This window comes from Mycobacterium sp., assembly GCF_035697385.1.
Taxonomy (GTDB): Bacteria; Actinomycetota; Actinomycetes; order Mycobacteriales; family Mycobacteriaceae; genus Mycobacterium.
Map to the genome: position 1 here is coordinate 1 of NZ_DASSCY010000127.1, position 9,791 is coordinate 9,791.

Genomic DNA, 9,791 nt, shown 5'->3' on the forward strand with positions numbered 1-9,791 from the left:
GCGCCGCCCAGGCGACGGCGTAGGTCGAGTGGGTGTGCACCACCCCGCCGACCTCCGGCATGTGCCGGTAGACGTAGGCGTGCGCGGCGGTGTCCGACGACGGGGCGAGGCGGCCGTCGACCAGGTTGCCATACAGGTCGCAGACCACGATGTCGTCGGCGGTCAGCGCGTCGTAGTCGACGCCGGACGGCTTGATCACCATCAGATCGCGGCCGGGTACCCGCGCCGAAACGTTGCCAGCGGTCCAGATGACCAACTGGTACTTCGTCAGCTGGGCATGCAGATCGCAGACCTCGCGCCGCAGATCGGCCACGACGGCGTGGATATCAGAGGTGACGGTCATCGGGACGCTCCCTGGTGTGCGGGGGTGGAGATCTCGCGCAGCGTGCGCATCATGGCGTTGCCGCGGCCAAACCAGTTGTGCAGCTTGACGTATTGGGCGTAAAGGTCGTCGTATCGCGCGACGTTGTCGACGCTCGGCGTGTAGGCGTTGCGGGTGCGCCGGCCCATCTGCTTCGCGGCAGCAGGCACATCCTGGTAGGCGCCCGCCGCGGTCGCGGCGTGAATCGCGGCTCCCAACGCCGGCGCCTGCGAGGAATCGACGGTCGACAGCGGCAGTCCCACCACATCGGCGTAGATCTGCATCAGCAGCCGGTTCTTCAGCAGCCCACCGCCGACGATGATCTCGCGCACCGGCACGCCGCTGTCGACGAAGGTCTCGATGATCATCCTGGTCCCGTAGGCGGTGGCTTCCAGCAGCGCGCGGTACACGTCGGCGCAGGTGGTCGCCAGCGTCTGCCCGACGATCACGCCTGAGAGTTGGTGGTCGACAAGGACCGACCGGTTACCGCTGTGCCAGTCAAGGGCCACCAGACCGTGCTCACCGACGCGTTGATCGGCGGCCAACTCGGTCAGCAGGTCGTGGACCGAGATGTTGCGATCGCGGGCCTGTTCCTCGACAGATGCGGGGACGCAGTTGTTGATGAACCACGAGAAGATGTCGCCGACACCTGACTGTCCTGCTTCGTAACCCCAGTAGCCGTCGACGATCCCACCGTCGACGACACCGCACATACCCGGAACCTCGCGCAGCACATCGGAATTCATCACATGACAGGTCGAGGTGCCCATGATCGCCAGCAGTTGGCCGGGCTCCAGGCAGTTGGCGGCGGCCGCGGTGACGTGTGCATCGACATTGCCGACGGCGACCGGCAGGCCGACCGACAGGCCGGTCCATCGCGCGGCCTGTTCGGTCAAACCTCCGGCAGCGTGACCGAGATGCCCGATGGGATGGGCCAGCTTGGTGCCGACGAAGTCCGTGAAGTCGGGGTTCAGCGCGCTGAGAAAGTCCCGTGTGGGATAGCGGCCGTCCTGCAGGATGCCCTTGTACCCGGCGCTGCAGGCGTTGCGGATGTAGCTGCCGCAGAGCTGCCAGACGATCCAATCGGCGGCTTCCACCCAATGGTCGATCGCGTGGTAGACGTCTGGATCCTGCTCGAGGATCTCCAGCGCCTTCGCGAACTCCCACTCGCTGGAAATGGAACCGCCGTAGCGCTTGAGCCACGGTTCGTCGCGCTCGGCCGCTACGGCATTGATCCGGTCGGCCTGAGCTTGCGGCGAGTGATGTCGCCACAACTTGGCGTAGGCATGCGGGCGGTCGGCGAATGCGGGTAGCTCGCACAGCGGTGTGCCGTCGGCGCGCACGGGCACCATCGTGCAGCTGGTGAAGTCGGTGCCGATGCCGATGACGTCTCGCGGGTCGACACCTGCCAGGCTGACCGCCTGCGGCACCGCGGTTTTCAGCGCGTTGCGGTAGTCCGCCGGCACCTGCAGCGCCCACTCGGCCGGCAGCCGCACGTCGCCGGCGGGCAGCGATCGGGTCAGCACCGCATGCTCGTAGACGTGCTCCGCGCTGGCCATCTCATGGCCGTCGTCGACACGGACGACAACCGCCCTGGCGGACAAGGTTCCGAAATCGATTCCAACGGCGTACTTCGCGTGCTGCATATGTGTCCTCACCTGGTGTCGGCATAGGGGCTGGTGCTGGCGCGTATAACGAGTTCTGGTGCGAGCAGCGGTGTTTCGGTCGCAGTACCGCCGAGGACGGCGGTCAGCAGTTCGATCGCACGCCTGCCGACCGCGTGAAAGTCCTGGCGCACGGTGGACAGCGCCGGGTTGAGGTATGCCGCCTCCGGAATGTCGTCGAAGGCGATGACGCTGACGTCGTCCGGCACCGTGACGCCCGCGTTCGCGAAGGCATGCAGGACTCCGATCGCCATCTGGTCGTTGGCGACGAACACCGCCGAGAAGTCGTCGCGCCTGACCAGTTCCCTGCCGATCGCGTAGCCGCGGGCGGGGCTCCAGTCGCCTTCCAGATCGGCGCGCGGTGGGTATCCTGCGGCGCGCATCACCTCCACATATCCGGCGCGGCGGGCCCGCGCCTCGGTCCAGGTGAGGGGACCGGTGACATGCACGATGTCGCGGTGGCCCAGGTCGACGAGGTGCTGGGTGGCCATGCGCGCGCCAGCGATCTGGTCGACGCCGACGCTTCGGCCGCGTCCCGAAAGCTCACCCTCGACGACGATCAGCGGCGTGGAGGTGGCCTCCGAACGCACCACGGCGAGCGCGTCCTCCTGCGTGACGATGGTGATGATCGCTTCCACGGACTGGCGGTTCAGGTAGTCCAGCGCTGCCCGCAGCTCGCCGTGGGTCATCGCGCCCAGAGTCACCAAACTGGTGAAGTAGCCTGCGGCCCTTGCCTCTTCCTGAATGGAGAACTGAATACTCGACGGGCCGTAGAACGCGCCGTTACTGCCGATGATCCCGATGGTCTTGGAGCGCTTCGTGACCAGTGCCCGGGCCGCCGTGTTCGGGTGGTAACCCAGATCGGCGATCGCGCGTTCGACGCGTGCCCTGGTGCTGGGCCGGATGCTCGGCGACCCGTTGATGACCCGCGACACCGTCTGATGCGAGACACCGGCGAGGCGCGCCACGTCGGCCATCACCGGCCGGCGCGGGTTCGCGTCGGCGGTCACGGAGATTTCCTGAGCACGACGCGCTGCACAAGCACGAAGGCCAGCAGCAGGACCCCGGTCATGATGCGGGTCCAGTACGAGTCGAGATTCTCGGCGGTGACGAACACCTGGACGCTGCCGAGGACGAGCACACCGATCAGCGAGCCGAGCACGAAACCGACTCCCCCAGAGAGCAATACGCCGCCGATGACCGCCGCCGCTATCGCGTCGAGTTCCAGGCCGACGCCGTTGAGGCTGTAGCCGGACAGCTTCTGCACGCCGAGCAGCAGCCCGGCGAGTGCTGCGCAGAACCCGCTGATCACATACACCGAGATCTGCGTCCTGGTGGTGGACAGTCCCATCAGCTGAGCTGATTGCCTGTTGCCGCCGAGCGCGTACACCGTTCGCCCGAACCGGGTTTGGTGAAGCACATAAGCCGCGATTGCGGCGACGATCAAAGCGATGACGACCGTCCAGCGGATGAACTTGTCCTCGTACAGGTACACGTAGTTCAGCCCGATGGCACGCAACGCCGGATCCTTGATCGGCAGGGTGTCGACGCTGATGACGTAGCACAGTCCGCGGGCGAGGAACATGCCTGCCAGGGTCACGATGAACGGTTGTATGTCGAAGAACTCGATGATGCTGCCCATCAGAAGGCCGAGCAGAGGTCCGACGACCAGCACGATGACGATCGCCACCGAGGTCGGCAGTCCGGCCTGCAGCGTCTTGGCGAGGATGACGGTCGACAGTGCGACCACCGACCCCACGCTGAGGTCGATGCCCCCGGTGAGGATGACGAAGGTCATTCCGACTGCGAGCACGATCAGATATGCGTTGTCCACGAGCAGGTTCAGGAACACCTGAGCAGGGCTGGCGAAGTCGTAGCGCACGATGATCGTGGTGAACAGCACGATGAAGAGAGCCGCGGAGGCGATCACGGACATGTACCGTTCGCGCATCCTCGCCGCGACCGCGGGAAGGGTCGCTGTGGGTCGGTGCAGCGCCTGGATGCTCATGATGCGCTGACCTTGTCGGTGTGTGGTGCGGGCGAAGGATCGGCGGCCACCGGGCCGGAAGTGTTGTCTGTTGGTGTTGCGGGCCGGCGTCGGCGTTGCAGAAGCTGACGGAACTTGGGGGCCTGCATAAGGCATACCGCGATCACGACGACGGCCTTGAACACCAACGTCGCCTCCGGGGTGATGCCCGCGGTGTACACCGTGGTGGTCAGCGTCTGAATGATCAACGCCCCCAGGATCGTTCCCGTCAGGCTGAACCGTCCGCCTGCCAGCGACGTCCCACCGATGACCACCGCGAGGATGGCATCCATCTCGATCCACAGGCCGGCGTTGTTGGCATCGGCCGCCGAGATGTTGGAGGCGATCATCAGTCCGGCGATTCCGGCGCACAGTGCGCAGAAAACGTAGACGGCGAACACGATGCTGCGGTGTCGTACCCCGGCCAGCCGGCTGGCCTGTGGGTTGACGCCAACCGATTCGAGCAGCATGCCCAGCGCACTGCGCCGGATGACCAGCCCCGCCACGGCGAACACCGACAAACTGACCAGGATCGCCATCGGCAGGCCGAACACATAACCCGCTCCGAGCGTCTTGAACCGATCGCTATCGATCGTGACGATCTGGCCGCCGGTGATGAGCAGCGCGATGCCGCGGCCCGCCGTCATCAGAACAAGCGTGGCGATGATGGGCTGAATCCTGAACACGGAGACCAGCATTCCGTTCCACAAGCCAAGGGCCACGGCCGCGCCAAGTGCCATCGCCGTGGCCGTGACAATCGTTGCCGGGCTGTTCGGGTTGTCCGCGGACGCGATGTGCGCGCAGGCCAGAGCGCCCGAGATTGCCACCACCGCGCCTACTGACAGGTCGATGCCACGGGAGGCGATCACCAGCGTCATTCCGAGCGCGACCAGCATGGTGGGCGCGCCGTTGCGGAGAATGTCGATGACGCTGCCGTAGAGGTGCCCGTCCTCGACTCGTAGAGATAGAAAGTTAGGCGTGAGAACGACATTCAGCACCAAAAGACCGAGGAGGGCCAGCACGGGCCACAGCAGGGGAGAAGCCGTTATCCGTTTCTTCACTGCGGGCTCCCCGAGGCGATGATGCTGGTGAGCTCCGACACCGTGCACTCACCGTCGAGTTGGGCGATGTGGCGGCCGTCGCGCAGCACGCCGACACGGTCGCTGATGCGGACTATCTCGTCGAGTTCCGCCGAGATGAACAACACCGCCATGCCGTCTGTGGCGAGATCGGTGACAAGTTTGAGGATCTGGGCCTTCGCGCCGACGTCGATACCGCGAGTGGGCTCGTCGAGGATGAGCAGTCGTGGCTTGGTGATCAACCAGCGGGCCAGCAGAACCTTCTGCTGGTTTCCGCCGCTGAGGTTCTTGATCGGGATATCGGGGTCGCGTGGACGGATGTCGAGGAGGTCCATGTAGCGCCGCACGAGTTCGGACTTCGTGCGCTTCGACAGCGGCCTGGCGAAGCCGCGCCGAGCCTGCAGTGCCAGCACGAGATTGTCGCGGACACTGAGGTCGCCGATGAGGCCTTCTGCCTTGCGGTCCTCGGAGGTGAACGCGAATTTGTTGGCGATCGCGGCCCGCGGAGATCGCAGTCGAGCGGGCTTGCCGTCGATGTCGAAATGACCGCCGGTCGTGCGATCCGCACCGAACAGCAGCCGGGCGAACTCCGTTCGGCCGGAACCCAGCAGCCCTGCCAGTCCAACGACCTCGCCGGAGAAGACGTCCATCGTGGTCGGGTGGATTCGCGGCTTGCGGCAGACATCGACCGCGCGCACGATCGGTGGGCTGGTGTCGTCGCGGTGCGCTCCCGGCGAGGCGTCGGCGATCTCGTCGAACAATTCGAGTTCCCTGCCGAGCATCGCCGCGATGAGCTGGTGGCGGTCGAGCTCGGCAGTGAGATACTCGCCGACCCGACGGCCGTTGCGCAGCACCGTCATCCGGTCGGAGATCTCATACACCTGATCGAGAAAGTGCGACACGAACAGCACGGCGGTCCCGGCGTCGCGAAGGCGCCGGATCACCCTGAACAGTTCGGTGACCTCACCGGCGTCCAGGCTTGACGTCGGCTCGTCCAGCACGAGCACCTGCGCGGAGACGGCCGTCGCGCGCGCGATGGCGACCAGTTGCTGGATGGCGATCGGGTGTGCTCCGAGTTTGGAGCGGCTGTCGACGTCGAGTTCCAGGTGCGCCAAAAGCTCAGTGGCCCTGCGGTTCAACGCCCGGAAGTCGATGCGGCCGACTCTGCGCGGCTCGCGGCCCAGCAGGATGTTCTCCGCGACAGTCAGGTTGGTGCACAGATTGACTTCTTGATAGACGGTGCTGATCCCGGCATCCTGGGCCTGCCGTGGGCCGGTGAAGCGGCGGGGCATGCCCGCGACGGTGATGGTGCCCCCATCGATGTCGTACACGCCGGTGAGCGCTTTGATCAGGGTGGATTTCCCTGCACCGTTCTCACCCATGAGGGCATGCACTTCGCCGGGTAGTAGCCGGAAGTCCACACCGTCGAGCGCCTTGACCCCCGGGAAGCTGATGCTGATATCACGCATCTGCACCACCGGCGTGGCAGGCGGTGCTGCCGGGGGGTTGGGCAACATGAGAGTGATTCGCTTCCGGTTCAGTACTTGCGGTCCGGCAGAACGGCTTTCGCTTGCTGCTGGTCGAATGTCTCGTCGGGAACGACGACCCTGGCCGGGACGGGTTCGCCGGCGACGACCTTCTTGGCCAGGTCCATCAGTTGCGGGCCGAGCAGCGGGTTGCACTCCACCAGGAAGTTGAACTTGCCGTCAGCGAGCGCCTGCATGCCATCGCGAGTTGCGTCCACCGCGACGATCTTGATGTCCTGCCCTGGCTTGAGGCCGGCGGCCTCGATGGCCTCGATCGCGCCGAGACCCATGTCGTCGTTCTGGGCGAACACCACATCGATCTTGGGGTTGGCCTTCAGGAAGGCCTCCATCACCTGCTTACCACCGGACCTTGTGAAATCGCCTGTCTGCGAGGCGATCACCTTCAGATTCGGGTTGGATGCGATGCTCTCCGTGAAGCCCTTCCTTCGTTCAATCGCCGGGTCCGCGCCAGTGGTGCCCTGGAGCTCGACGATGTTGACCGGACCCGTCGCCGCGGCGTACTGCTCGGCCACCCATGTGCCTGCACGCCGGCCCTCGTCGACGAAGTCGGCGCCGACGAACGTCTTGTAGACGTCGGTCTCCTGGGTGTCTACCGCGCGGTCGGTGAGGATGACGGGGATGCCCGCGGACTTGGCCTCGAGAAGCACCGCGTCCCATCCGGTGCGCACCACCGGGCTGAACGCGATGACGTCGACGTGCTGCTGGATGAACGAGCGGATCGCCGAAATCTGATTCTCCTGCTTGCCGTTCGCATCGGAGAACTTCAGGTCGACATCCGCAGCGCCGGCCGCCTCCTGGATGGATTTCGTGTTGGCGGTACGCCATCCGGATTCGGCGCCGACTTGTGAGAAGCCCATGGTGATCTGGCCGCCCGAAGATCCGCTTTCGGATCCGCCACCCGGCGCCGGACCGCTGCCGCAGGCAGCGACCACCGTCGCCACCAGTGCGGCCAACCCCGCTGCAAGAGTTCTATTCACGGCGACTCCTCATTTGTCTCGATAGCCGTTCGCGGATGTGACCGGCATTACATTCGGCGGATGTTAGCGTTAACACTTCGGTGGTGTCAACGGGTCGAACCGGCCGTCATCCCTGGCCGGAGACCGACCGCCCAGCGCAGCATCCGGGCCGGTCACCGCCGTGTTTTAGCCAAACTGTTGACAAGGTAGTGAACTGGCTCACATACTGGCGCCCGCAATGTTAACGCTCACATAGATGGTTCCGCTGCCGTCTCGGCTAATGCCCGCGTGCGGTGCCTATCAGGAGGAATTCGTGCGGAAGTTGATCTGGATCGCCGCCCTGCTGGCGATCGTGACCGCGCTGGCGACGTCGGGTTGTGGACGCTCCACCGACGCCGCAGGTGGCGATGGAGCCAAGGGCACTATCGGCATCGCGATGCCGACGAAATCGTCGGAGCGATGGGTCGCCGACGGACAGAACATGGTCGAACAGTTCGAGGCGCTCGGGTACACCACCGATCTGCAATACGGCGACGACGTCGTGCAGAACCAGGTGTCGCAAATCGAGAACATGATCACCAAAGGGGTGAAGCTCCTCGTCGTCGCTCCGATCGACGGCTCCTCGCTGACCAGCACGCTGCAGCACGCCGCGGATATGAAGATCCCGGTCATCAGCTACGACCGGCTGATCCGCGGCACCCCTAACGTCGACTACTACGCGACGTTCGACAACTTCAAAGTCGGTGTGCTGCAGGGCAATTACATCGTCGAAAAGCTCGGTCTGGCGCAGGCCAAGGCGCCGATGAACATCGAGCTGTTCGCCGGGTCGCCCGACGACAACAACGCGACGTTCTTCTTCGACGGCGCAATGAGTGTGCTCAAGCCCTTTATGGACAAGGGCACCCTGGTGGTCAGGAGCGGCCAGACCTCGTTCGACCAGGTCGCCACGCTTCGGTGGGACGGCGGACTGGCGCAGTCCAGGATGGACAACCTGCTGAGCCAGGCCTACACCACGGCCCGTATCGACGCGGTGCTGTCTCCTTATGACGGGATATCTCGCGGCGTCATCTCGGCGCTGAAGAGCTCCGGCTACGGCAACGCGGCCAAACCGCTGCCCGTGGTGACCGGTCAGGACGCAGAGCTGGCTTCGGTGAAGTCCATCGTCGCAGGCGAGCAGACCCAGACGGTGTTCAAAGACACCAGGGAACTGGCCAAGGCCGCGGTGCAGGAGGCGGACGCGGTGCTCACCGGAGGTACGCCGGAGGTCAACGACACCAAGTCATACGACAACGGCGTCAAGGTGGTGCCGTCATATCTGCTCCAGCCCGTCAGCGTCGACAAGTCGAACTACGAAGCGGTGCTGATCAACTCGGGCTACTACAAGCAGTCCGACGTTCAGTGATCCGCACACGATGACGACCTTGCTCGAGATGCGGGGAATCACCAAGGAATTCCCCGGGGTCAAGGCCCTCTCCGAGGTGAATCTCACGGTGAAAGCCGGTGCAATCCACGCGATCTGCGGGGAGAACGGAGCGGGCAAGTCGACCCTGATGAAAATCCTCAGCGGCGTCTATCCGCACGGCAGCTACGACGGCGACATCTTGTTCGACGGCAAGTCATGCGAGTTCAAGGACATCCGGTCCAGTGAGCGGTGTGGCATCGCGATCATCCACCAGGAGCTCGCGCTGGTGCCCTACCTTTCGATCGCGGAAAACCTCTTCCTTGGCAACGAGTTGAGCAGCTACGGCGTCATCGGCTGGGACAAGACGCTGAGCGAGGCGCGGGCATTGCTCGACCGGGTCGGGCTTGCCGAGAGCCCGCAAACCCGCGTCTCGGATATCGGCGTCGGCAAGCAGCAACTGGTGGAGATCGCCAAGGCGCTGTCCAAGCAGGTTCGGCTGCTGATCCTGGATGAACCCACCGCGGCGCTCAACGATGCCGACAGCCGTCACCTGCTCGATCTCATCGTCGAACTCCGTGACCACGGGATCACCTCGATCGTCATCTCGCACAAGCTCAACGAGGTGATGCAGGTCGCAGACACGGTGACGATTCTGCGCGACGGCAGCGCGATCGAGACCATCGACGTCGACGACGGGCTCACCGAGGACCGCATCGTTCGCGGAATGGTGGGCCGTGACCTCACCCACCGCTTCCC

General features: G+C 64.8%; 9 protein-coding genes. 2 read left to right on the plus strand and 7 right to left on the minus strand.

All coding sequences use genetic code 11. The features are described 5' to 3' along the window. From VFH65_RS10750 to VFH65_RS10780, 7 genes are all read right to left on the minus strand, one after another. Window positions 1-343 (minus strand): class II aldolase/adducin family protein (locus VFH65_RS10750; protein WP_353321318.1); only part of this gene is annotated, 343 nt, incomplete at its 3' end. Further along, entirely contained in the window at window positions 340-2,007 is a 1,668-nt protein-coding gene (araB, locus tag VFH65_RS10755; RefSeq protein ID WP_353321320.1) for a ribulokinase, read from the minus strand. The genes VFH65_RS10750 and araB, both read right to left, overlap by 4 nt. Before the next feature lie 8 nt (window positions 2,008-2,015). Further along, window positions 2,016-3,035: a LacI family DNA-binding transcriptional regulator gene (locus tag VFH65_RS10760; RefSeq protein WP_353321322.1), complete on the minus strand. Its 1,020-nt coding sequence runs from the start codon at window positions 3,033-3,035 to the stop codon at window positions 2,016-2,018. After that, on the minus strand, window positions 3,032-4,033 hold the full coding sequence (gene yjfF / locus VFH65_RS10765) for a galactofuranose ABC transporter, permease protein YjfF (protein WP_353321324.1): 1,002 nt from the start codon (window positions 4,031-4,033) through the stop codon (window positions 3,032-3,034). The genes VFH65_RS10760 and yjfF overlap by 4 nt, the downstream gene beginning before the upstream one ends. Next, complete coding sequence (locus VFH65_RS10770) at window positions 4,030-5,112, minus strand: ABC transporter permease (RefSeq protein WP_353321326.1); 1,083 nt, start codon at window positions 5,110-5,112, stop codon at window positions 4,030-4,032. The genes yjfF and VFH65_RS10770 overlap by 4 nt, the downstream gene beginning before the upstream one ends. Next, window positions 5,109-6,647, minus strand: coding sequence for a sugar ABC transporter ATP-binding protein (locus tag VFH65_RS10775; protein WP_353321328.1), 1,539 nt, complete (start codon window positions 6,645-6,647; stop codon window positions 5,109-5,111). Before VFH65_RS10775 ends, VFH65_RS10770 begins: the two co-directional genes overlap by 4 nt. A gap of 20 nt (window positions 6,648-6,667) precedes the next feature. Beyond that, window positions 6,668-7,654, minus strand: a complete 987-nt coding sequence (locus tag VFH65_RS10780) for an ABC transporter substrate-binding protein (protein ID WP_353321329.1) — start codon at window positions 7,652-7,654, stop codon at window positions 6,668-6,670. A gap of 292 nt (window positions 7,655-7,946) precedes the next feature. On the opposite strand from VFH65_RS10780, the gene chvE reads away from it, so the two are divergent. Together chvE and VFH65_RS10790 are read left to right on the plus strand one after the other, a co-directional pair. Continuing rightward, window positions 7,947-9,035 (plus strand): multiple monosaccharide ABC transporter substrate-binding protein, encoded by a 1,089-nt coding sequence (gene chvE, locus VFH65_RS10785; RefSeq protein ID WP_353321330.1) that lies wholly within the window; start codon window positions 7,947-7,949, stop codon window positions 9,033-9,035. Window positions 9,036-9,045: 10 nt separating this feature from the next. Further along, on the plus strand, window positions 9,046-9,791 hold a 746-nt coding region (locus VFH65_RS10790; RefSeq protein WP_353321332.1), incomplete at its 3' end, for an ATP-binding cassette domain-containing protein.

Bases quoted from the DNA above. Each gene is read 5' to 3' on its own strand.
- araB (WP_353321320.1), bottom strand. From the start codon at position 2,007: ATGCAGCACGCGAAGTACGCCGTTGGAATCGATTTCGGAACCTTGTCC.
- yjfF (WP_353321324.1), bottom strand. From the start codon at position 4,033: ATGAGCATCCAGGCGCTGCACCGACCCACAGCGACCCTTCCCGCGGTC.
- VFH65_RS10775 (WP_353321328.1), bottom strand. From the start codon at position 6,647: ATGTTGCCCAACCCCCCGGCAGCACCGCCTGCCACGCCGGTGGTGCAG.